Origin of the sequence: Agrobacterium sp. T29, from assembly GCF_006970545.1 — a bacterium.
In the GTDB taxonomy this organism is placed as follows: domain Bacteria; phylum Pseudomonadota; class Alphaproteobacteria; order Rhizobiales; family Rhizobiaceae; genus Agrobacterium; species Agrobacterium leguminum.
The window spans coordinates 1,833,641-1,855,051 of record NZ_CP040641.1 but is presented as its reverse complement, the minus strand read 5'-3'; the positions used below and the strand labels follow the sequence as shown (position 1 = coordinate 1,855,051).

The window sequence follows — 21,411 nt, the reverse complement described above, 5'->3', positions numbered from 1 at the left end:
AGACTGAAATATACCCCTCTGCTCGGGGTACCCCCCTCTGCCCTGCCGGGCATCTCCCCCTCAAGGGGGGAGATCGACAAGCGGCTGACACCTTGCCCACGGAACGGGCGGGCGCGGCATCTGATCTCCCCCCTTGAGGGGGAGATGTCCGGCAGGACAGAGGGGGGTAAGCCCGGAGCGCAAAGGGTAATTGCAACGAACAAGCCCTCTGAAGGCGAATACGATGAACGACAAGACGACCGAAACCACCGCCCTCTCCTCCGACGCCACCGAAGTGCGCCGCCAGAAACTTGCGCTGCTGCGCGAGCAGATCGGCGATGTCTATCCGGCGCATTTCCACCGCACGCTGACCAATGCGGAGCTCGCGGAAAAATATGCCGATATCGAAGCCGACGTCGAAACCGGCGATACGGTGACGGTGGCCGGCCGCGTTTATTCCTCGCGCAATTCCGGCATGTTCATGGATATCCATGACGCCTCGGGCAAGGTGCAGATCTTCTCCCACAAGGACACGACGCCGGAAGCGGCGCGCAACCTTTTGCCGATGATCGATATCGGCGACATCATCGGCGTGACCGGCAAGGTGCGCCGCACCAAGCGCGGCGAGCTGACGATCAACGCCGAAGAAATCACCATGCTGACGAAATCGCTGCTGCCGATGCCGGAGAAGTGGCACGGCGTCTCCGATATCGAGCTGCGTTACCGCAAGCGCCACCTCGACATTCTCTCCAACGAGGAATCCAAGCTGCGCTTCCTGCAGCGCTCGAAGATCCTCTCCGGTATTCGCCGCTTCATGGAGGCCGAAGGCTTCCTCGAGGTGGAAACGCCGATGCTGCAGACCATCTATGGCGGCGCGACGGCCGATCCGTTCAAGACCTTCCACAACACGCTGAAGATGGACATGTATCTGCGCATCGCGCCGGAACTGTTCCTGAAGCGCACGCTGGTTTCGGGCCTCACCGACAAGGTCTTCGAAATCAACCGCAACTTCCGCAACGAAGGCGTTTCCACAAGGCACAATCCTGAATTCACCATGATGGAGTGCTATTGGGCCTATGCCGACTACGAAGACATCATGGGTCTCGTGGAGCGGCTGTTCGAGACGCTGGCGATTGCCCTGCACGGCACGACCGAAGTTGAATTCCAGGGCCAGACGATTTCCTTCAAGGGCCCGTTCAAGCGTGTGCCGATGCCCGACGCGGTGAAGGAAGCGACCGGTATCGACTTCCTCGCTATCAAGACCGACGAGGAAGCCCGCGCCGCCGCCAAGGCTGCTGGCTTCGCTGTCGAAAAGGACTGGACCTGGGGCGAATGCCTTGCCTTCATCTTCGAGGAGAAGGTGGAAGGCACGCTGATCCAGCCGAGCCACGTCACGCATTTCCCGAAGGACATCTCGCCCTTCGCCAAGGAAGTGCCGGGCGAACCGCGCCTCGTCGAGCGTTTCGAAAGCTATTGCAACGCCTGGGAAGTGGGCAACGCCTTCTCCGAACTCAACGATCCGGAAGAACAGCGCCGCCGCATGGTGGAGCAGCTGGAGCAAGCGCACGCCCGCGGTGAAAAGGACAAGCAGCTGGACGACGAATTCCTCGACGCCATCGACCAGGGCATGCCGCCCGCCGGCGGCCTCGGCATCGGCGTCGACCGCCTGATCATGCTTCTGACCAACGCCCCGTCGATCCGCGACGTCATCCTCTTCCCGGCCCGCCGCAACAAGGCAGATTGATCGGACGAAACCCGGGGCGGCCTTGCGGCCGCCTTCCGCGCCCCAACTTTCTCGCTGGTGGCGAAGGGGCGTATTTTCTTGACGTCGGAGAGTGTGGCGAGGTTTCGCCCCGTTTGCCTGCCTGTTTTCCTCTCCATAGATAGACGCTCGCAAGTAATTATCCGGCTTTCAGCGAACGGATCGCGCAAGTTTATTTAACTTTCAGTAGAATATACTGGCGATATCGCCTCAACTTGTGATACCCATTCTCCATCATTCGCATTGTGTTTGACGGCTTTCGATCAGGAGCCGCCGGGGGAGATACGCATGCCCGAGAATGAGCTTCCCAAATACCAGCCCGATATGTTCGCCGCACCCGAAAAGGAATGCGACGTGGTGATGAAAGGCGGCATCACCTCCGGCGTCGTTTATCCCTATGCCGTTCTGGAACTGGCGCGCCGGTATCGCTTCCGCTCGATAGGCGGCACATCGGCCGGGGCGATTGCCGCCGCCTTTGCGGCGGCAGCGGAATATTCCCGCACGGTCAGAAACGATCCGGATGGTTTCACCCGCCTGCAGGCTCATTGCGACACGATACCCACTATTCTGGACAGGCTTTTCCAGCCGCAGCGCCGTTTTCGCCCGCTGATGCGTTACCTGCTGTGGGCGCAGGCCGGCGGCTGGCCGGGCAAGGTTTTGGGCTTGCTCCTGGCTTTTCCGCTGGCAGCCATAGTTGGCATTGTCATCGGCGCCGCCGCCTTGTGGGTTCTGGGCGGCGGTTGGGCCGGGTCGGTTCTAGGCGGATTGGTGGGAATGCTGGCCGGCATCCTCGGCCAGATCCTGTGGCTGGTTTTCTACCGGTTGCCAAGGGACGGCTTCGGTTTCTGCTCGGGACTAACGGTTTCCGATGCCGAGGTTCCGGGCCTCACGGAATGGCTTCACGCATCGATCCAGGACATCGCTTTCGGCAGCGACGCCGCAACCGCGCCACCGCTGACCTTCGGCGATCTCATCGGCGCGGAGCCGGAGAAGCCGGTCATCAACCTGAAGATGGTCACGACGAACCTGTCGATGCGGCGGCCGCACACGCTTCCGACCACCAATCTCACGGTGGCTTACGACCCGGCGGAATGGAGCCAGCTCTTTCCCGCGGCCGTGATGAACTGGCTGAAGCAGATCGCAACACCGGGCGGCCCCTTTCCCGAACTCAAGGCTTTTCCGGAGCCCGCCCAGTTGCCGGTCATCATCGCGACGCGCATGAGCCTGAGCTTCCCGGTGCTGTTCAAGGCCATTCCGGCCTATACCAACGATCGCGGCACGCTGGATATCGTGCAGCGTCTCGGCGGCAAAGCGCGGCCCGTCATGAAGGCGAAAATCTGGTTCTCCGATGGCGGCATCAGCAGCAACTTCCCCATTCATCTTTTCGATGCCCTGCTTCCGTCGCGTCCCACTTTCGCGCTTAGCCTCGATGAATTGCCGAAATCCATCGCCAGCAGCGGTAAGCGCGTCACGATCCCGCAGGCGGCCGGCGAAGGGATCGGCGTGCCCGTTCACAAGATGGAAAAAATGACCGGCTTTCTCGGCAGCATCCTCAGCTCGGCGAAGGACTGGCAGGATCAGTCGCTCGCCACCATGCCAGGCCAGAGAGAACGTATCGCCCGCGTTTTCCTCAACGAGGAGGAAGGCGGGCTGAACCTCACCATGCCGCCGGAACGCTCTGCGAAGCTGATGAGCTACGGCCTCGAGGTCGGATCGCTCTTCGCCAACGGCGCGCTGGATTTCGACGAGCATCGCTGGCGACGGACGCTCGTTGCCTATGATCGGCTGGAAGACACGGTGTTTGCGACTGAGCGACTGTGGAACGAAGGCAAATATCAAGACTGGCTGACGGGCTATATCGACGAGATCGAGAGCTACGAAGCGGTGACAAAGGGGGATCGGGAAAAGCTGATCGCCCGCATTGCCGCCTTTGCCGCCCTGTCGCAGAGTTTCTCTCCGGCAATCGTCAACAAACGGAAGAAATTTCCAAATCCGGCTGGCCGCCTGCGGATCGGGCCGGATATCTGACACGTCAGATGCGAGCCCCGGAAGGATTCGGGGAGAGAAACCGCCCTCGCCCGCTCAGTGGCCCGCGGCCTTTTTCTCCGCACCGGGTTCTTCCGCCGGAGCATTTTCGGCAGCCGGCTTTTCTTCCGCCGCCTGTGCGGTCGTCGAGCCTTTGCCGAAGATCAGCGATTTCAGATAGGACAGGCTGAAGATGCTGCCGCCATCGGCTTCCGGCGTCGAGGTCAGAAGTTCGTCGGCAGCCGGTTCGCCATGCGCTTCGGGAGATGGGGTTTCGCCATGGGCAGCCCCGCCGTCCCTGGTTTCCGCCGGCGCGCCGCCGTGGCCGCCCGCGCCGTCGTCTTTGGTCTCGCCGTGTCCCGTCGCAGTTTTCGCGGGTTTTCCTTCATGGCCTTCAGAACCGGCATCCAGAGCCGGGGTCGCACAATCGGCCGAATCGCTGAGGCCTGCCGCCAGCGCCTCGGCATCTTCCAGCGGCAGATCGATACGCAAGCCGTAAAACTGGCCGCTGGCATTGGCGGCGCCATCGTAATAAAAGGCCGAATAACGATGGGCATCCGCGCCTTCGGGAATTTTTGCCGGATCGGGAATGAAAACCACCTGTGCGGCAATGGCACGGCCACGCATTTCCGAGCGCAGCTGCGGACCGTTCTTGTCGAGCACGGAGACCTGAACCAGATCGGGTTTCTGCTTGTCGTAAACCGCCCTTGCGACACGAAGCGCAGTCTTCAGCCGCTCTGTGCCGTCACCGCCCTGGGTACGAATGAATTTGCGGACCCATAGGGAACCGTTCTTGCGGATATTGACCGTCTGGACCGCGTCGCAGGAAAGCCCGTTGGTGGAGGCGTAGGATGGGCCGAGCAGCCGCTCGCTGCCGATAAACACGGCAGCAGAGCCGGTCGCACCCGCCAAAAGCAGGATCCCGCCTCCAATCATAACGAGCTTGCGCGAAAACCGCATTCGTCCGAATACAGCTTTCACCCGCAACATCCTGACATCAAGTACCCCGTCTTACGCCCTCACCCCAAAACGTGGCTCGAAGGATGAGGAACACACGCGGGACAAGCTCCGGACCACGCTGTCCGAGCCTTGCGATAGTGCCGCTTTCTCATTGAAAAAAGTTTAATCCCGCCGGTGCAACACCGGCAAAAACGCACCATTTTCGGACATTTGCGAAATGCACTAATTTGCGAATGATTTGCAATAGCGTTGACAAGCGTGATTTTATAACAGATGGTATTGCGAATTAATCGCAACAAAATCTGGTGAGCCCCGTGAACGTCCATAAAATCCGCCACGCGATTTTCGCTTTTTCGCTTTTCCTCCCCGGCGTCGCCGTTGCTCAGGAAAAGCCGACTGTCGTGACGACCTTCACCATCATCGCCGACATGGCGCGCAATGTGGCGGGCGATGCGGCCGAGGTGGAAAGCATTACCAAGCCGGGCGCTGAAATTCACAACTACCAGCCAACGCCGCGCGATATTCTGAAAGCCCGCAAGGCCGATCTGGTGCTTCGCAATGGCCTCAATCTGGAATTGTGGTTTGAAAAGTTCCTGGCCAACCTTTCCGGCGTGCCGAGCGTGACGGTGAGCGACGGCGTGGAACCCATGGCGATCAGCGGCGGCGCCTATCAGGGAAAACCCAATCCGCACGCCTGGATGTCGCCCGATAACGCCTTGATCTACGTGGAAAATATCCGCAAGGGCCTGACCGAAACCGACCCTGCCCATGCCGATGTCTATGCCGCCAATGCCAAGGCCTATTCGGACAAGATCAGAGCCACCGTGCAGCCGATCCGCGACGCGCTTTCCGTTCTGCCGGAAAACAAGCGCTGGTTGGTAACGAGTGAAGGCGCGTTTTCTTATCTCGCCCGCGATTTCGGCCTGAAGGAACTGTTCCTGTGGCCGGTCAATGCCGACAGCCAGGGCACACCGCAGCAGGTGCGCGGCGTGATCGACGCCATGCGCGAGCACAATATCCACGTCATCTTCAGCGAAAGCACGGTTTCCGCCGATCCCGCAGAGCAGGTGGCCAAGGAAACCGGCGCGGCCTATGGCGGCATCCTCTATGTGGACTCGCTGAGCGAGGCGGACGGCCCGGTTCCGACCTATCTGGACCTTTTGCGCGTGACCAGCGAAACCATCGCCAAGGGGCTGTCTTCATGAGAATGGGCAGTAAAAAATCAGGCGGCGGCCTGACGGTTCAAAATGCGACAGTGACCTATCGAAACGGGCACACCGCATTAAGAAATGCCAGCTTTTCCATCCCCCGCGGAACGATCACTGCACTTGTCGGCGTCAATGGCGCCGGCAAGTCCACGATTTTCAAGGCCATCATGGGTTTCGTGCCGCTGGCCGCCGGTTCAGTCTCGATCTTCGACCTGCCGGTGAAGGAAGCGCTCCGGAAAAACCTCGTCGCTTATGTGCCGCAGGCCGAAGAGGTGGACTGGAGTTTTCCGGTGCTGGTGGAGGATGTGGTGATGATGGGCCGTTACGGCCACATGAATTTCCTGCGCATCCCCTCGAAACGCGACCATCACATGGTCGAAGAGGCGCTGAAACGCGTCAACATGCTCGACTATCGCAAGCGCCAGATCGGCGAACTCTCCGGCGGGCAGAAGAAGCGGGTGTTTCTGGCCCGCGCGCTGGCGCAGGAGGGTCAGGTCATCCTGCTGGACGAGCCTTTCACCGGTGTCGACGTAACAACGGAAGAGCAGATCGTCGCACTTTTGAAGGCGCTGCGCGACGAGGGCCGCGTCATGCTGGTCTCCACCCATAATCTCGGCAGCGTGCCGGAATTCTGTGACCGCGCCGTCTTCGTCAAGGGCACGGTGCTGGCATCGGGCAAGACGGCGGATACCTTCAACGAGGAGAACCTGCAAAAGGCCTTCGGCGGCAGCCTGCGCCACTTCGTGCTTGGCGGGGCAGACCTGCATAACGACGCCGATCCGCGCCGGGTGAAGGTCATTACCGATGACGAGCGGCCTTTCGTGATTTACGGCAAGAATGGCCAGAACGGGCGCGATCCTGAGGCTCCGAAAGAAAAAGTCGATGATAAACAGCCTTCTTGAGCCCTTCACTTACGGTTATATGCTGAACGCCATCTGGGTCAGCGCACTGGTGGGCGGCGTCTGCGGTTTTCTCTCGGCCTATCTGATGCTGAAGGGCTGGTCGCTGATCGGCGATGCGCTTTCCCATGCCATCGTTCCGGGCGTGGCGGGCGCCTATATGCTGGGCCTGCCGTTTTCGCTGGGCGCGTTCCTTTCCGGCGGGCTTGCGGCCGGTTCCATGCTGTTCCTGAACCAGAAGACGCGGTTGAAGGAAGACGCGATCATCGGGCTGATCTTCACCTCGTTTTTCGGGCTTGGCCTGTTCATGGTGTCGCTGTCGCCCACCTCGGTGAATATCCAGACCATCGTGCTCGGCAATATTCTGGCGATCACCGCCGAAGACACCATCCAGCTCGCGCTGATCGGCGGCATCAGCCTCATCGTGCTGGCACTGAAATGGCGTGACTTCATGGTGGTGTTCTTCGATGAGAACCACGCCCGCACCGTGGGGCTGAAGCCGGAAGTGTTGAAGGTGATCTTCTTCACCCTGCTGGCCGCTTCCACGGTTGCCGCCCTTCAGACCGTCGGGGCCTTCCTCGTCGTCGCCATGGTGGTGACGCCGGGCGCCACCGCCTATCTCCTGACCGACCGTTTCGAGCGGCTGATCCTGATGAGCCTCATCATCGGCGCGGCCACCAGCTTCGTCGGCGCTTATCTCAGCTATTTCCTCGATGGTGCGACCGGCGGCGTCATCGTTGTGCTGCAGACCGCGATCTTCCTTGCCGCCTTCGTCTTTGCGCCCAAGCACGGGCTTCTCGCCTCCAGGGCCAAGGCCCGCAGGGCGCTGGGGGAAACGCCATGAGCGAATATCTCGAACTCGCCATGCTGCCGTTTCAGCTGCCCTTCATGCAATATGCCTTCGTGATCACGCTGATGATCGCGGTGCCGATGGCGATGCTCTCCTGTCTTCTGGTGCTGAAGGGCTGGTCGCTGATGGGCGATGCGGTTTCGCACGCCGTGCTGCCCGGCGTGGTGCTGGCCTATATCGTCAACATCCCGCTTTCCATCGGCGCCTTCATCGCCGGCATGATCTGCGCGCTCGGCACCGGTTTCATCAAGGAAAACAGCCGCATCAAGGAAGACACGGTGCTCGGCATCGTCTTTTCCGGCATGTTCGGGCTGGGGCTGGTGCTTTATGTGAAGGTGCAGAGCGATGTGCATCTCGACCACATCCTCTTCGGCGACATGCTGGGCATTGCACCGTCGGACATGCTGGAGACGGGCCTGATCGCGCTTTTCGCCACGCTGTTTCTCGGCATTCTGCGCAAGGATCTGCTGGTCAACGCCTTCGATGCGCAGCATGCGAAAGCCATCGGCCTGCCGGTGCGTGTCCTGCATTATGGCCTGCTGATGGTTCTGTCGCTCACCGTCGTCGGAGCGCTGAAGGCGGTGGGTATCATCCTCTCGGTCGCCATGCTGGTCGCGCCGGGCGCAATCGCCTTCCTGCTGACCCGGCGTTTTTCCGCCATGCTGCTGGTGGCCATTGCGGTGGCGATAACCTCATCGCTGGCAGGCATATGGCTGAGCTTCCTCATCGACAGCGCGCCGGCTCCCACCATCGTCATGTTCATGAGCCTTGCTTTCGTCGCAACCTTCATCCGCACCACCTGGAACGCCCGCAGGATCGACGCGGCGCGTGAAACGGGCTTCTAGAGCATTTCCAGGAAAAGTGGAGCCCGGTTTTCCGTCCGGAAATGCGCCAAAACAAAGAGTTAGAGTGTTTTCGCCATTCGAAGCAAAGCGAAAACACTCTAAAACAACGATTTTTGCGGGCGTATGGAACATTTTCGCCTTTTGCGCGTCATTTTACCGAGCCTGTCGCGGGGCGGCGGGCTCGGGAAAATTATGCAAAAGGGGAAGCGCCATGCTGAAGTGGGCTCTTATTTTCTTTGTTATCTCTTTGATCGCGGGCGTATTCGGCTTTACCGGCATTTCGGCAGCCGCGGCGGGCGTGGCCCGAATCCTGTTCTTCATCGCCGTGGTGATCTTCCTGGTCTTCCTCGTGCTTGCACTGATGGCCGGAAGCGCCGTCGTCTGAACGAAAAAGGCGACCGGTTTTCACGCCGGTTGCCTCTCCTCTCTCCCTTAAAAAGATTCAGCCAGTCCAGCCGCCGTCAATGACGTGAATCTGGCCGGTGGTGAAGCCTGCCTCATCAGAAGCGAGATACGTCACGAGTGCCGCGATTTCTTCCGGCGTGGCGATACGGCCCATCGGCTGGCGGGCGATGAAATCGGCCAGCGCCTGTTCGTAATTGCCGGTGGCGCGCAGGCGGTCATGCAAGGACGGGCTATCGACCGTGCCGGGGCAGATGGCGTTGCAGCGAATGCCCCTGGTGACGAAATCGGCGGCAATCGCCTTGGTCAGACCCACCACGGCCGCCTTGGAGGCGGTATAAGCGAAACGGTTCGGCACGCCCTTAACACTGGAAGCGACGGAGGACATGTTGACGATTGCGCCCTTGCCCTTTTCCAGCATGCCGGGCAGGAAGGCGCGGCAGGTGCGATACATGGCCTTGGCGTTGAGATCGAAGGAAAAATCCCAGTCCTTCTCTTCGCATTCGAGGATGGTGCCGGAATGAACGAAACCGGCGCAGTTGAACAGCACATCCGCATGGCCGATATCGGCGGCGAAATCCTTGACGCCATCACCGTCGAGCACGTTCAGAACCCGGGTTTCCGCACCCTTCAGCGTCGAAAGCGCCTGCTCATTGATATCGGTGGCGATGACGCGGGCGCCGAGCGATATGAAGCGCTCTGCCGTCGCCCGGCCGATACCCTGACCGGCGGCGGTGATCACCACTGTCCGGCCGTTAAAATCCTGCACCATGAATAGCCTCCCGCTATAGCGCGCCCGCCCATCAGGGTTCAGGTCGCTGAATTTCGATGACCTCAAATATGGATCGACAATTCATATGTAAACGCGGTATTCATATGGCGTCAAGCAAACTTGCGTGGATGTCGGCTATCGGGCAACCATATTTTCAGGCTGCCCACCCGGCGACCGCGCAAAACACCATCGAGGCCAGATGACCGACGACGACAGCGAAAGATATCGCGCTCCCGCCCTCGACAAGGGTCTGGACATTCTCGAACTTCTGGCCCGCACCGATGGCGGGCTGACGCAGATCGAGATCGCCAAGTCTATCGGCAAAAGCCCGAACGAGCTTTATCGCATGCTGGACCGGCTGGTGCGCCGCGGTTATGTGCAGCGGCTTGACGGAGACCGCTTCTCATTAACGCTGAAGATGTTCGGGCTGGCGCATTTCCACGCGCCGATCCGCCGGCTGGTTTCTTTCGCCGCACCGGTCATGCGCGATTTTTCGGCAAGCGCCGAGCAGGCCTGTCATCTGGCGGTTTATGATCGCGGCAGCGTCGTTGTCATCGCCCAGCAGGAATCGTCCACCTATTGGGCCATGTCCATGCGGGTCGGCGCGCAGATGAGCCTGTTCCACACCGGTTCCGGCCATGTGCTTCTGGCCTTCCAGACCGAGGCGCAGCGCCAGATCATGATAACCGAACAGGTGCGCGGCGGCGGCGAAACCGTGCCGCCGGACCTTGCCGGGCGACTGGCGGAGGTGCGCAAAAACGGTTTAGAATCCATGGACAGCCTTCAGACCGCCGGCGTGCGCAATATTTCCGCCCCGGTGCTGACGCTGGACGGCACGGCGCTTGCCGTCATCACCTGCCCCTATATTACCCCGCTTGGCGGCAAGGCCCCGACACGCGAGGCCTGTGAAGCGCTGATCCGCGAGGCGGCAAAGCGGATTTCCGAAGTGGCGACGGGAAACGGAAATTCCTGAAACGCACAAAAAAACGCGACCGGCAGGGACCCGATCGCGTTTTGAGTGACTGGAGATTTATATCTCTTAAACGCAGGGGGAACGTGGATGGTTCCCCCTTTTTGTATCAGGCCGCAGCCAGCGTCAGTTCCTTGCGGACCATTTCGCGCAGCGTCACCAGATCCTTGGCGAACAGGCGGATGCCTTCCGAGAGCTTCTCGGTGGCCATCGCGTCTTCGTTGAGCGCCCAGCGGAATGCCTTCTCGTCAAGCGACTGCAGCGGCTCTGCCTTGATATTGTCGGGCGAAAGCTTGCGCTCCAGCTTGCCGCTGTCCTTGTCCAGCTCTTCCAGCAGTGCCGGGCTGATCGTCAGGCGGTCGCAACCGGCCAGCGCTTCGATTTCGCCGACATTGCGGAAGGACGCGCCCATGACGACGGTGCTGATGCCATTGGCCTTGTAGTAATTGTAGATGCTGCGCACAGAAACGACGCCCGGATCGGTCTCGGCGGTGTAGGTCTCACCGGTGGACTTCTTGTACCAGTCGAGGATACGGCCAACGAAGGGCGAGATGAGGAAGACCTTGGCTTCGGCGCAGGCAATCGCCTGTGCCTGCGAGAACAGCAGGGTCAGGTTGCAGTCGATGCCTTCGGACTGGAGAACCTCGGCAGCCTTGATGCCTTCCCAGGTGGAGGCGAGCTTGATGAGGATACGTTCACGCTCGATGCCGCGCTCCTTATAGGCGGCAATGATGTGGCGCGCCTTGGTGATGGAGGCTTGCGTATCGAAGGAAAGGTCGGCATCGACTTCGGTCGACACACGGCCCGGAACGAGGCCGGCAAGCGCCGCGCCCACGGAAATGGCGAGACGGTCGGCAACGGCGGCAACCACGGCGTCGGACTGGCCGCCCTGCTTTTTGCCCCATGCGACGGCTTCCTTCACCGCATCGGCAAAGGCCGGTGTGCCGAGCGCTTTGAGAACGATGGTGGGGTTGGTGGTGCAATCCACCGGCTTCAGGCGCGCAACCGCCTCGATATCGCCGGTATCGGCAACGACCGTGGTGATGGCGCGAAGTTGTTCGAGTTTGGATGTCATATCTGATGATCCTTCATGATCTCTTGAAAACTTGCTCAGCCGTCATTTCGTTCCCGCACCAGGGGTGCGCCCAAGGCCGAAATCGCGGTTTCGTCGGTTCCAACTATCGCAAGTCGAAGACGCGAAAGTCAAGACATTTGCGCATCGCAATTGACATAAGTTTCACGCCTGCGATACTCGGTCGCTCATAAAGAATGGCGGAAACCGTGGCGAAACTGAGAAGAGAAACCCATACGGCCTATTCGGAAGCGGCGTCTCTGCGGCTGCGCGCCGCATGGCTCTATTATAATCAGGGCATGACGCAGAAGGATGTCGCCGAGAAACTGGGCATCAGCCGCTCCACCGTCATCCGCCTTCTGGACGAGGCGATGAAGCGCTCCGAAGTGCAGATATGGATCAACGAAGGCATTGAGGATTTCGTCGAGCTGGCCGGCCGGCTGGAGGCGGCCTACGGGCTGGACGAGGCGGTGATCATCCCTTCCCCGGATAAGGCAAACGCCGAAGGCACGGCCAAGGCCGTCGGGCTGGCGCTCGGGCAATTCCTCTCAGAAGCGGTGCCGAATGAGGCCACCATCGGCGTCGGCTGGGGCCGCACCATGACCGCCTCGCTTTCCAGCTTCCGCCCGCCGCGCCGGGAAAACTGCAAGGTCGTCTCGCTGCTCGGCGGTATCGTCGCCGTGCACCAGACCAACCCGCTCGATTACACCTGGCGGCTGGCAAGCGCGCTCGGAGCGGAATGTTACATGTTCCTTGCGCCGCTTCTGGTAGATTCCGTCGACACAAAACGGGCGCTGATCGAAAAATGCGGGCTTGCGACGCTTTACGATCTCGCCGAAACGCTCGATCTCGCCATCGTCTCCTGCGGCGATATCGGCCCGCATTCGACCTCGCTGTCGGAAGGCTTCATTTCCAAGACGACGCTGCAGGAACTCATCGATGCCGGCTGCGTCTGCGACACCATGTTCAATTTCATCGATGCTGAAGGCCGCTCGGTCGATCACCCGATCAACCAGCGCGCCATGGCAATCGATCTCGACACGCTGCGCAAGGCAAAACATATCGTGCTGGCCTCCGGCGGCGCCCACCGCGCCATCGCCATCCGCGCCACGATCAAGCGGATCGGGTGCAATACGCTGATTACAGACGAGGCGGCGGCGCGGGCGTTGATGGAACTGGTTTAGGCCTCATCAGTCGATTTAGGCTCTCCCTCATTCCTGTGCTTGTCACAGGAATCCAGTCGGCGCGCGTCTGCGCGACGGGAAGAGTCTTTTCAACCCAAGGACTTGGGCTGGCTGGATCCCTGTGACAAGCACAGGGATGAGGGAGACCGGCGTCACACCTTCCCCGTTTCCCAGCCGAGCATCGCCCGCTTGCGGGTCAGGCCCCAGTGATACCCCGTCAGCGCCCCACTTTTCCCCACGGCGCGATGGCAGGGAACGACGAAGGAGACCGGGTTGGCGCCGACCGCCGCACCCACGGCACGCGACGCGGTGGGCTGGCCGATATCGCAGGCGATGTGCGAATAGGTGACGGCGCGGCCCATCGGGATTTTCAGGAGGCTTTCCCAGACCCGCACCTGAAAATCCGTGCCGAGCAGCACGACACGCAGCGGCCTGTCCGCCGACCACATGGACGGATCGAAGATGCGCGCGGCATAGGGCGCAGTCGCTTCGCGATCCTCGAGATATTCCGCATTCGGCCAGCGGCCGGCCATGTCCTCGAAACAGGCCCTTTCCTCACCCGGATCGGCAAAGGCGCAGCCGGCAAGGCCACGATCTGTCACCATGACCAGCGCAAGACCGAAGGGCGAGGTGTGGAAACCGTAACGGATCGTCAGCCCGCCGCCCTTAGCCTTCCATTCGCCGGGCGACATGGCCTCATGGGTGACGAACAGATCGTGCAGGCGTCCGGGGCCAGACATACCGACCTCGATCGAGGTTTCCAGCAGCGGCAAATCCTCTTCGCGCAACAGCCGCTTGGCATGATCGAGCGTTACGGCCTGCAGGAATGCCTTGGGCGAAAGGCCGGCCCAGCGGGTGAAGGTCTTCTGCAATTGCGTCGGCGACTGGCCAAGCTCTGCGGCAATGGCTTCGAGGGAGGGCTGCTCGCGATAATCCAGCGTCAAAAGCTCGATAACCCCGCGCACCGTGTCGTAATCCGATCCGATGGGGGTGATGTCTTCGTTCAGCGTAATATTGGCGTTCATCGCAAATCTCCTAACGGGTAAGAGAAAACCACTAAAGCGACTTCGTCTCCACCCGTTTCTTGCGCGGTGCTCCGTTTCTACCGTCATACCGGCCTCGAGCCGGTATCCAGCCAGCCCAAGTCCTTGGGCTGTAAGGAGTCCTTCCCGCCGCGCGGACGCGCGTCGGCTGGATTCCGGCTAAAGGCCGGAATGACGGGTAGTGAGCGGGATTATCCGTTCACATCCGCCGCCGCACAGTCGCCAGCGCACCGCCAAACGCCTTCGCGAAGCTTTCCCTGTCATCCGGATTGAGAAACGAACCGATATCGGTCGCCCGGCCTTCACCCGTCACATGCATGGAGACGATGCCGATCTCGTCGTGCCGCCTCACCCTGAAACGCGCCCAGAAGGGATTGAAGCGATGCTCCACCATCCGCCCGGCCGGAGAGAATTTGCGGATAGACAGGCTGGTGCGCGAGACGCTGACCTCTTCCCGCGCCTTCGCCGCCCGATAATTGGCGCGAAAGGCGGCATAAAGCAGCAGGAAATCCAGCCCGAAGAACAGGCCGACCGGCCATGCCCCGGTGGCGAGGAAAAAGCCGCCATAGACAAGGCAGGCCAGGCCGGAGAAAAGCAGGAGCAGCCGGAAACCCCTTCTGCCAAGCGAACGGTGCGGAACGAGTTCCGCCGCGAAAATCGGCTGGTCGTTGAGCGTATCCACGTTGCTTTCCTCAGGGCGGGCTGGCTATAGATAGTCCATGACAGTCGCCAAAAAACGATCCAGCACCCAAACATTGAAAAAGTCAAATCCGGCATCCGCGCGCAAGCCGGCGCGGGTGAAAACGGCCTATTCCAAGGACGAGCTCACCGAGATCTTCCGGCGCTTTTCCATTCAGCGGCCGGAGCCGAAAGGCGAGCTGGAACATACCAATCCCTTCACCCTGCTGGTGGCCGTGGCGCTTTCCGCGCAGGCGACCGATGTGGGCGTGAACCGGGCGACCCGGGCACTGTTCAAGGTGGCCGATACGCCGGAAAAGATGCTGGCGCTCGGCGAGGAAGAACTGATCGGTTATATCAAGACCATCGGGCTTTACCGCAACAAGGCGAAAAACGTCATCGCCCTGTCGCAGATGCTGATCGACAATTTCGGCGGCGAGGTGCCGAAAACCCGCGAGGAACTGGTGACGCTGCCGGGTGTAGGCCGCAAGACGGCCAATGTGGTGATGTCCATGGCCTTCGGCTTGCCCACGCTTGCGGTTGATACACATGTGTTCCGCATTGCCAACCGGCTCTGTCTTGCGCCGGGCAAAACCCCTGACGAGGTTGAAGACCGGCTGATCCGCATCATTCCCGAACAATATCTGTTCCACGCCCATCACTGGCTGATCCTGCACGGGCGTTACTGCTGCAAGGCGCGCAAGCCGGAATGCGAACGCTGCGTGATTGCCGATATCTGCAAATCACCGGAAAAGACCTTCGATATTCCAGCGCCGCTGGTGGAGTTACCCGCGCAGCTGTTCGGTGTGGCCGGCGCCGAATGAGGGATCACGCCGGCTGACGGCCTTGTGCAGATGCACCATCATCGAGGCGGCAAAAAGCGGCGTCAGCAGGTTGAGGAACGGCACCGCCAGGAAGGCCGCGATTACCAGCCCGGCCATGAAGACGGTGGTGCGGTGTTTTGAACGGAACAACCTCGCTTCGGCGGGCGAGCGGAAACGCATCGCCGCGAATTCGAAGAATTCCCGGCCGAGCAGATAGCCGTTCACCAGAAAAAACGCGATGAGATTGATACCCGGCACCAGAAGCAGCAACAGCGCGACAAGGTTGCCGGCAATGACGACACCGAAGAACTTGATGGACGACAGAACAGCCTCGCCGACCGGCATCGCCTTGCCCGGCGGATCGTTCGGATAGTTCTTTTTCTCGACCACTTCGGCGACATCGTCGAGAAACAGGCCGGCAATGACGGCGGTGACCGGCGAAATGAGCAGCGCGAGCGCCAGCGCCAGCCCGATGCCGGCGAAAATGGCGAAAACGAAGGTCAGCCAGCCCGCCCAGTCCGGCACGCCGGGGATCAGCGTATCCACCCACGGCAGGGCGAAATAAATGAAGATCGAGCGGATGGCGAACCACAGCGCCGCCAGCACGAGAAGCGTGAGCCCCAGAACCTTCCAGAACACCGACCGGGTTTCGGCGGCAAAGAGATTGTGGAAGGCAAGCCTCGCCGCATCAAAAATCATCCGGAACTCCTCGACGCCTTTCGCGTTGAAACACACTTACCAGACGAGAGATAAGCGCTGCCCGCCCGCTCTGCAAGACGGACGGAAAGATGCCAAACGGCTGGATTTAAACCGCAGATGGAATTTCCCTTGAATAAAAGGTATCTCTAAAATATAATAATATACCTATTATATTTCGCATTCCGGTCCGGTGGAGGACAAGGCCGGAAAAGCTATCCCCCACCGTCAAATTGCGGTTCGCACGCTCGTTTGCGCGCGCGCATGCATCATCGTTCAATAAAGATAAAAGAATGAGGCGTTGGTGGAAAAGCTGCTGTTGAACCTTACGCGCGCCATGAAGGCAGGCACCCCTTCAGAGCGCAAGATCGCCAAATATCTGATCGAACATCTGGACGAATTGCCGTTCGAGACGGCCCAGACGCTCGCCGCCAAGCTGAGCCTCAGTCCGATGACGGTCGGCCGTTTCCTGCGCTCGCTGGGATATCGGCAATTCAGCGACATCCGCGCCGATCTGCGCCATGCCGAAGAAACAGCGGGCGCGGACCAACCCGCCATGGCCGAAGGCGGCGAACGCCATTCCAACCCGTTTTCACAGCTTCTGTCCCAGCAGATTCAGGCCATCCAGACCGCTTTCGACATGACCACCCAATCGATCTGGCGGGTCGCCATGAACGAGATCGCCACGGCGGGCAATGTTTTTCTGGCAACCTCTCCGGAAGGTCTCGACGCCGGGCGGCATTTTTACGGGCGGCTTCTGGAGAGCCGGGGCCATATCCATTATCTCGGCAGCGACAGCGCGGCCTATGTCGCCCTGTGGGATTTCGACCCCGCGCAGGCGCTGCTCGTCATCATGGATTGCGGCGGCGCCCTGTCGCCGCTGCAACGCCTGTCGGCAATGGCGCGCAAGAGCGGCTACAGGACATTGCTGATCACCACACGCTTTTATGAATGGGGACCGGAAAGCGCAGATCTCTGCCTTGCCATGCCGCAGGCGCAGAATGGCGGCCAAGGCCTGCTGCAACTGGTCTCCCTGCTGGAATTCACCCTTTGTGCTCTTGGCGCCAGCGCCGATGACAACGGCAGGGCAAGGGCAAAGAACCTCACGGCCCTGAAACGCTCGCTGCGCAGTTGAACGACAACAGTGCGTGCTTATGGATCGAGCGGCCACAGCTTGTTTCTTCTCCCCGCCGGGGAGAAGGTCGCGGCAGCGGGATGAGGGGGCGACGGTGGAGATATTCGGAGAGCTTGCCCCCTCATCCGACCCTTCGGGCCACCTTCTCCCCCACGGGGAGAAGAAAGAAGCGGAACCGCCAGCAATGCGCTCTAACCTGCCATTTGCCTTTAGAAAATCAAAGGCTTTCCAGTTCCTGACGATGGCGGTACATGGCGAGAAAACGGCGGTAATCCCGCTCATACCGGGGGCCACGCGCCGGATTGCCTGATATTTCTGCATTGCCCGGATACATGGCGGCCCCTGCTGCGGCAAGGTTCGCATGCACCCCGCCGGCCGTCGCCGCCGTCATCGCCGTGCCGAGCAGCACCGCATCGGCGGTGGCGGGAACCACGATACGCTTGCCCGTCACATCGGCATAAAGCTCCATCAGCAGCGGGTTCTTCACGTGCCCGCCGGTAACGTGCAGGCTTTCCACCGCATAACCGAAACGCTCCATCGCATCGAGCACATGGCGCGCGCCAAGCGCAATGGCGACGGCCGTGCGCCAGTAAAGACGGCAGAGACTGTCGAAAGATGTATCCAAAGTCAGTCCGCTGATGACGCCGACCGCATGCGGGTCGGCAAGCGGCGAGCGGTTGCCGTGGAAATCCGGCAGCACATGCAGCCGCTCGGCGAAGGCCTCGCCCTCAAGCGCGCGCAATTCCGTTACCCGCGCAACGATGCGGGCATGCAGCGCCGTATCCGGCTCACCGCCAGCCGCATGCATGCGCACGATATGGTCGAGCAGCGCGCCGGTGGCCGATTGCCCGCCCTCCACCAGCCAGTGACCCGGCAGGATCGCCTGCCAATAGGGACCCCAGAGGCTGTGGCCGGGCATCTGCCGCTCCGACATGGCGACAAGGCAGCTCGATGTACCGGCGATCAGCGCCACATGCCGGCCCACATCCGCAGACAGGCAGCCGCCCAATGCGCCGAGCGCGCCGGCATAGGCGTCGATCATGCCCGCCGCCACCTGGCAGCCGATATCGAGACCCAGTTCGGCGGCCGCTTCGGGCGAAAGCGGGCCGATGCTTTCCCCCGACATTACCGTGGTCTCGGGCAGCCCTGCCCGCTCTCTCAAATCGGCAAGGCCCGCCAGTTCCAGATAATCCGCCTGCCAGCCGGGATTTTCCTGCGCCAGGAAATTCCACTTCGCCGTCTGCGTGCAATTTGAACGCTGCGCTGAACCGGTCGCCTTCCACGTCAAAAAATCCGCCAGATCGAAAGCGAAGGACATGCGCGACCAGCTTGCCGGCATATGCGTCTTCAGCCACATCAGCTTCGGCATCTGCATTTCCGGCGAGACGCTGTTGCCGGCAAAATCCAGCACCCGGTGGCCGGATGCCGTCAGCCGGTCGGCCTCGTCGATTGCCCGGTGATCGAGCCAGACGATGGTGTCGAACCGATCTTCACCGGTGACGGAAACCGAAACCGGCTCACCCCGCCCATCGCGGATGACCAGCGAGCAGGTGGCGTCGAAACCGATGGCGGCAATGCTCTGCGGTGAAACACCGGCCTCGGCAAGCGCTGCCCTCACCACGATGCAGACCGCTTTCCATATGTCGGTGGAATCGTGTTCGGCGTGGTTTTCCTGCGGCCTCTGCATCAGGATCGGATGGGTGGAGCGGGCAAGCAGCCGGCCGGCCGGATCGAAAATGCCGGCCCGGGCGCTGGCGGTGCCGACATCGACAGCGACGAGATTTTGACGCATCAAGACTGCAATTCCATCCCTTGCGCAACGACCCGGCGACGGCGGCAGGCGAAATCTGCTTCAGCCCGCATCACGTTCCATTTGGCCGTCAAAACCGCCCTTCCCCACATAGCTAAGGACAAGTTGGACCAAATCCGGCATCGCGTCAAACACCGCATCCGCGCCAAGCCCGGCGATCTTTTCACGGAATGCGGGAAAGCGCGCATGCGAACCGCCGGTAAAGGCAAAAACGCCCATACCCGCGGCCTTTGCGGCGGCAATGCCGGCCGGGCTGTCCTCGATCACGATGCAGTGACGCGGCTCGACGCCCATTTCGCGCGCCGCATGCAGGAATAGATCGGGCGCCGGCTTGCCGTTTTTCACCATGGTGGCGCTGAAGACATGCGGTTCGAATTTGTCGATCAGGCCGGTCAGCCCCAGCGAATAACGGATGCGTTCCGGCTGGCTTGAGGAAGCGACGCAGCGCCGCAGCGGCAGGAGCCTGTCCAGCGTTTCGCCAATGCCGTCAATCGGCCGAAGCTCGGTGCGGAAACGCTCGAACAGCGTCGCCCGCATATGGTCGAGAAAATCGATGTCGGTTTCGACACCGTAATCCTCAAACAGCGTCGCCGTCATGCTGGCGACGCTGCGGCCGAGAAAGCGCTCATAGGCCTCTTCCTCCCCCATCGTCACGCCGAGATGGGAGAGCATGTCGAGAAGGACGGAGATGGAGACCGGCTCGCTATCGACGAGAACGCCGTCGCAATCGAAAATCAAAAGGGGCCCGGTCTCGTCTTCCATCTCTCAGTCACTTTTCAGCCAGCTTGTCATCCAGATAAAGCTGCAAGGTCTTCGCCGTGCCTTCTTGCCACAGCGTCTTCACTGCATGGGCAAAGCGTTTACGGAAAAGCTCCGATTCGGCAACTGCTCCGAAGATATCCTCAAGCGCGAGGAAGGCCATCGGATCGTCCTTGGCCTTGATCGCCGCCGCCTGAAGCCGCTCGGCGCTGGCATCGTTGAAGGCGATTTCCTTGCCGCTGTCGGAGGTGCCCTGGAAATAACGGCACCAGAACGCCGAAACCAGCGAAAGGCCGACGATATCCTCGCCGCGCGCCAGCCGGTCGGCGGTGGATGGCAGGATGAATTTCGGCTGGCGGTTAGAACCGTCCTGCGCCAGACGCGGAATGGTGTCGCCGATCTTCGGATTGAGGAAACGCCGCTCGATCAGGGCGAAATAATCGGCAAGATTCGTATCGGGAACCGGCGGAATGACCGGAATGATCTCTTCATTTTCAAGCTTTGCCAGAAACGCCCGGATCAGCGGATGTTCCATCGCTTCATGCACGAAATGGATGTCGAGCAGCGCCGCCGGATAGGCGATTGCCGCGTGGCCGCCATTGAGGATGCGGATTTTCATATGCTCATAGGGCGCGACATCCTTGACGAACTGTACGCCGGCTTTTTCCAGCGCCGGGCGACCGGCGGGGAAATTATCCTCCATCACCCATTGCTTGAACTCCTCGCAGAAGACCGGCCAATTGTCCTCGATGCCGAAATCGTCGCGGGCTATATTGCGTTCGCGCTCGCCTGTCGCGGGCGTGATGCGGTCGACCATGGAATTCGGGAAAGCGACATTTTCGCCGATCCAGTTGGCGAAGGCCGGATCGGACAGGGCCGCGAGCCCGACCACCGCATTTTTCGTGACCTTGCCATTATGCGGAATGTTGTCGCAGGACATGACGGTGAAGGGTTGCAGCCCCTTGTCCCGCCGTGCCTTCAGCCCCGCGACGATGAGACCGAACACGGTTTTCGGCAAAGCCGGGTTCCTGCCATCCTCGGCAATGGCCGGATGCTGCGGGTTGAAGGAACCGGAAGCATCGATGAAATAACCGCCCTCGGTAATCGTCATTGAGACGATGCGGATTTTCGGATCGGCGAGCGTATCGATGATGGCCTTTGTATCGCCAACCTTCAGAATGTCGATCATCGGCCCGGTGACGCGCGCGCCGGTGCGGTTATTGTCCTGCTCCACCACCGTCGTCAGGAAATCCTGCGCGGCAAGTTTCTCGCGCATCACCGCATCGGACGGCAGAACGCCCGCGCCGATGATGGCGAAGTCATGGTCCGTTCCGGTGTTGAACAGGTCATCCAGATAGACCGCCTGATGGGCGCGGTGGAAATTGCCAACGCCGAAATGCACGATGCCGGCGGAAAGATCGGCCCGGGAATAGGCCGGAACAGCCGCGGTTTTTCTGGCGTCGTCAAGCGTTGCGAGGGAGAGTTTGCATGTCATGTCACGATCCTCGGAGGGGAAACGTTGTTCGTGCCAAGGCCGG

General features: G+C 60.8%; 20 protein-coding genes. 11 read left to right on the top strand and 9 right to left on the bottom strand.

Going from position 1 to position 21,411, the window contains the following annotated elements; translation table 11 throughout:
* The first annotated feature begins 223 nt into the window (after positions 1–223).
* Together lysS and FGF54_RS23570 are read left to right on the top strand one after the other, a co-directional pair.
* Positions 224–1,723, top strand: coding sequence for a lysine--tRNA ligase (lysS, locus tag FGF54_RS23575; protein WP_059759522.1), 1,500 nt, complete (start codon positions 224–226; stop codon positions 1,721–1,723).
* Between the two features lie 306 nt (positions 1,724–2,029).
* A complete protein-coding gene (locus FGF54_RS23570) occupies positions 2,030–3,769 on the top strand; it encodes a patatin-like phospholipase family protein (protein WP_142781343.1) in 1,740 nt (579 codons plus the stop codon).
* A 54-nt stretch (positions 3,770–3,823) separates the two neighbouring features.
* Here FGF54_RS23570 and FGF54_RS23565 read toward each other — a convergent pair whose 3' ends face one another.
* Positions 3,824–4,726, bottom strand: coding sequence for a hypothetical protein (locus FGF54_RS23565; RefSeq protein ID WP_168208250.1), 903 nt, complete (start codon positions 4,724–4,726; stop codon positions 3,824–3,826).
* Positions 4,727–5,040: 314 nt separating this feature from the next.
* On the opposite strand from FGF54_RS23565, the gene FGF54_RS23560 reads away from it, so the two are divergent.
* From FGF54_RS23560 to FGF54_RS23540, 5 genes are all read left to right on the top strand, one after another.
* Positions 5,041–5,931, top strand: coding sequence for a metal ABC transporter substrate-binding protein (locus tag FGF54_RS23560; RefSeq protein WP_168208225.1), 891 nt, complete (start codon positions 5,041–5,043; stop codon positions 5,929–5,931).
* Entirely contained in the window at positions 5,928–6,836 is a 909-nt protein-coding gene (locus tag FGF54_RS23555; RefSeq protein WP_003523118.1) for a manganese/iron ABC transporter ATP-binding protein, read from the top strand. The genes FGF54_RS23560 and FGF54_RS23555 overlap by 4 nt, the downstream gene beginning before the upstream one ends.
* Positions 6,817–7,677, top strand: coding sequence for a metal ABC transporter permease (locus FGF54_RS23550; protein WP_142781340.1), 861 nt, complete (start codon positions 6,817–6,819; stop codon positions 7,675–7,677). Before FGF54_RS23555 ends, FGF54_RS23550 begins: the two co-directional genes overlap by 20 nt.
* Complete coding sequence (locus FGF54_RS23545) at positions 7,674–8,528, top strand: metal ABC transporter permease (RefSeq protein WP_142781339.1); 855 nt, start codon at positions 7,674–7,676, stop codon at positions 8,526–8,528. Before FGF54_RS23550 ends, FGF54_RS23545 begins: the two co-directional genes overlap by 4 nt.
* A 211-nt stretch (positions 8,529–8,739) precedes the next feature.
* Positions 8,740–8,913, top strand: coding sequence for a DUF1328 domain-containing protein (locus FGF54_RS23540; RefSeq protein WP_003499086.1), 174 nt, complete (start codon positions 8,740–8,742; stop codon positions 8,911–8,913).
* 57 nt (positions 8,914–8,970) lie between these two features.
* Here the strand turns inward: FGF54_RS23540 and FGF54_RS23535 are convergent, their stop codons facing one another.
* The gene (locus FGF54_RS23535; RefSeq protein WP_059762511.1) at positions 8,971–9,702 is read right to left on the bottom strand and encodes an SDR family oxidoreductase; all 732 of its coding nucleotides are present in this window, start codon (positions 9,700–9,702) and stop codon (positions 8,971–8,973) included.
* Positions 9,703–9,901: 199 nt separating this feature from the next.
* Here FGF54_RS23535 and FGF54_RS23530 point away from each other — a divergent pair, with 199 nt between their 5' ends.
* Positions 9,902–10,675, top strand: a complete 774-nt coding sequence (locus tag FGF54_RS23530) for an IclR family transcriptional regulator (RefSeq protein WP_142781338.1) — start codon at positions 9,902–9,904, stop codon at positions 10,673–10,675.
* A 106-nt stretch (positions 10,676–10,781) separates the two neighbouring features.
* Here FGF54_RS23530 and tal read toward each other — a convergent pair whose 3' ends face one another.
* The gene (gene tal, locus FGF54_RS23525) at positions 10,782–11,747 is read right to left on the bottom strand and encodes a transaldolase (protein WP_003523123.1); all 966 of its coding nucleotides are present in this window, start codon (positions 11,745–11,747) and stop codon (positions 10,782–10,784) included.
* Positions 11,748–11,953: 206 nt separating this feature from the next.
* Here tal and FGF54_RS23520 point away from each other — a divergent pair, with 206 nt between their 5' ends.
* A complete protein-coding gene (locus tag FGF54_RS23520) occupies positions 11,954–12,928 on the top strand; it encodes a sugar-binding transcriptional regulator (RefSeq protein WP_168208224.1) in 975 nt (324 codons plus the stop codon).
* A gap of 152 nt (positions 12,929–13,080) precedes the next feature.
* On the opposite strand, the gene FGF54_RS23515 is transcribed toward FGF54_RS23520, so the two are convergent.
* Together FGF54_RS23515 and FGF54_RS23510 are read right to left on the bottom strand one after the other, a co-directional pair.
* Positions 13,081–13,953: a bifunctional helix-turn-helix domain-containing protein/methylated-DNA--[protein]-cysteine S-methyltransferase gene (locus tag FGF54_RS23515; RefSeq protein WP_127758091.1), complete on the bottom strand. Its 873-nt coding sequence runs from the start codon at positions 13,951–13,953 to the stop codon at positions 13,081–13,083.
* Between the two features lie 217 nt (positions 13,954–14,170).
* Complete coding sequence (locus FGF54_RS23510) at positions 14,171–14,653, bottom strand: DUF2244 domain-containing protein (RefSeq protein WP_003523126.1); 483 nt, start codon at positions 14,651–14,653, stop codon at positions 14,171–14,173.
* Between the two features lie 37 nt (positions 14,654–14,690).
* Here FGF54_RS23510 and nth point away from each other — a divergent pair, with 37 nt between their 5' ends.
* Positions 14,691–15,473: an endonuclease III gene (nth, locus tag FGF54_RS23505; protein WP_142781336.1), complete on the top strand. Its 783-nt coding sequence runs from the start codon at positions 14,691–14,693 to the stop codon at positions 15,471–15,473.
* On the opposite strand, the gene FGF54_RS23500 is transcribed toward nth, so the two are convergent.
* Positions 15,435–16,172, bottom strand: coding sequence for a sulfate transporter family protein (locus tag FGF54_RS23500; protein ID WP_142781335.1), 738 nt, complete (start codon positions 16,170–16,172; stop codon positions 15,435–15,437). The genes nth and FGF54_RS23500 overlap by 39 nt on opposite strands.
* Before the next feature lie 298 nt (positions 16,173–16,470).
* On the opposite strand from FGF54_RS23500, the gene FGF54_RS23495 reads away from it, so the two are divergent.
* Complete coding sequence (locus tag FGF54_RS23495) at positions 16,471–17,304, top strand: MurR/RpiR family transcriptional regulator (protein ID WP_137005567.1); 834 nt, start codon at positions 16,471–16,473, stop codon at positions 17,302–17,304.
* 217 nt (positions 17,305–17,521) lie between these two features.
* Here FGF54_RS23495 and FGF54_RS23490 read toward each other — a convergent pair whose 3' ends face one another.
* From FGF54_RS23490 to FGF54_RS23480, 3 genes are read right to left on the bottom strand one after another with little or no spacing between them, the layout of a single operon-like run.
* A complete protein-coding gene (locus tag FGF54_RS23490) occupies positions 17,522–19,096 on the bottom strand; it encodes an FGGY-family carbohydrate kinase (RefSeq protein WP_168208249.1) in 1,575 nt (524 codons plus the stop codon).
* Positions 19,097–19,156: 60 nt separating this feature from the next.
* Positions 19,157–19,876, bottom strand: coding sequence for an HAD family hydrolase (locus FGF54_RS23485; protein WP_142781333.1), 720 nt, complete (start codon positions 19,874–19,876; stop codon positions 19,157–19,159).
* A 7-nt stretch (positions 19,877–19,883) separates the two neighbouring features.
* On the bottom strand, positions 19,884–21,368 hold the full coding sequence (locus tag FGF54_RS23480) for a mannitol dehydrogenase family protein (protein WP_142781332.1): 1,485 nt from the start codon (positions 21,366–21,368) through the stop codon (positions 19,884–19,886).
* Positions 21,369–21,411: the final 43 nt, after the last annotated feature.

What these genes read in the sequence shown, in the direction of transcription:
- FGF54_RS23570 (WP_142781343.1), top strand. Translation starts at nt 2,030, where the DNA reads ATGCCCGAGAATGAGCTTCCCAAATACCAGCCCGATATGTTCGCCGCA.
- FGF54_RS23490 (WP_168208249.1), bottom strand. Translation starts at nt 19,096, where the DNA reads ATGCGTCAAAATCTCGTCGCTGTCGATGTCGGCACCGCCAGCGCCCGG.
- tal (WP_003523123.1), bottom strand. Translation starts at nt 11,747, where the DNA reads ATGACATCCAAACTCGAACAACTTCGCGCCATCACCACGGTCGTTGCC.
- FGF54_RS23545 (WP_142781339.1), top strand. Translation starts at nt 7,674, where the DNA reads ATGAGCGAATATCTCGAACTCGCCATGCTGCCGTTTCAGCTGCCCTTC.
- FGF54_RS23540 (WP_003499086.1), top strand. Translation starts at nt 8,740, where the DNA reads ATGCTGAAGTGGGCTCTTATTTTCTTTGTTATCTCTTTGATCGCGGGC.
- nth (WP_142781336.1), top strand. Translation starts at nt 14,691, where the DNA reads ATGACAGTCGCCAAAAAACGATCCAGCACCCAAACATTGAAAAAGTCA.
- FGF54_RS23500 (WP_142781335.1), bottom strand. Translation starts at nt 16,172, where the DNA reads ATGATTTTTGATGCGGCGAGGCTTGCCTTCCACAATCTCTTTGCCGCC.
- FGF54_RS23480 (WP_142781332.1), bottom strand. Translation starts at nt 21,368, where the DNA reads ATGACATGCAAACTCTCCCTCGCAACGCTTGACGACGCCAGAAAAACC.
- FGF54_RS23530 (WP_142781338.1), top strand. Translation starts at nt 9,902, where the DNA reads ATGACCGACGACGACAGCGAAAGATATCGCGCTCCCGCCCTCGACAAG.
- lysS (WP_059759522.1), top strand. Translation starts at nt 224, where the DNA reads ATGAACGACAAGACGACCGAAACCACCGCCCTCTCCTCCGACGCCACC.
- FGF54_RS23565 (WP_168208250.1), bottom strand. Translation starts at nt 4,726, where the DNA reads ATGCGGTTTTCGCGCAAGCTCGTTATGATTGGAGGCGGGATCCTGCTT.
- FGF54_RS23485 (WP_142781333.1), bottom strand. Translation starts at nt 19,876, where the DNA reads ATGGAAGACGAGACCGGGCCCCTTTTGATTTTCGATTGCGACGGCGTT.
- FGF54_RS23555 (WP_003523118.1), top strand. Translation starts at nt 5,928, where the DNA reads ATGAGAATGGGCAGTAAAAAATCAGGCGGCGGCCTGACGGTTCAAAAT.
- FGF54_RS23535 (WP_059762511.1), bottom strand. Translation starts at nt 9,702, where the DNA reads ATGGTGCAGGATTTTAACGGCCGGACAGTGGTGATCACCGCCGCCGGT.
- FGF54_RS23515 (WP_127758091.1), bottom strand. Translation starts at nt 13,953, where the DNA reads ATGAACGCCAATATTACGCTGAACGAAGACATCACCCCCATCGGATCG.
- FGF54_RS23550 (WP_142781340.1), top strand. Translation starts at nt 6,817, where the DNA reads ATGATAAACAGCCTTCTTGAGCCCTTCACTTACGGTTATATGCTGAAC.